Origin of the sequence: Priestia sp. SIMBA_032, from assembly GCF_046535215.1 — a bacterium.
GTDB lineage: Bacteria > Bacillota > Bacilli > Bacillales > Bacillaceae_H > Priestia > Priestia aryabhattai.
Window position 1 is genome coordinate 1 of sequence record NZ_JAWRXD010000915.1, and the last position, 262, is coordinate 262.

The following is a 262-nucleotide window of genomic DNA, read 5'->3' on the forward strand; positions in this document are numbered from 1 at the left end:
GTACGGACTGTTCTCCAGGGTGGGCGGGAAGACCGACTGGCTGAGCTTCATCGCGGCGCGCACCCGCTGGTCGGCGACGAAGACGGCCGCGACCCGCTGCGTCAGCTCCTCGGCGGCTGCGAGGCCGCGCAGCCCCGAGTCGGCGACCTCGGCGATGATCACCGGCCAGTTGGCGTACTTCTCATCCACCAGCGCCCGTGCGATGTCGAGCTTGGAGCGGAAGTGGAAGTAGACAGCACCCTTGGTCGCGCCCGTGCGCTGG

Annotated in this window: 1 pseudogene; it reads right to left on the minus strand. The window is 69.5% G+C overall.

Annotated features, from left to right (window positions below):
• Positions 1–262 (minus strand): annotated as a pseudogene (locus tag SB717_RS36995) (hypothetical protein); the annotation flags it as partial.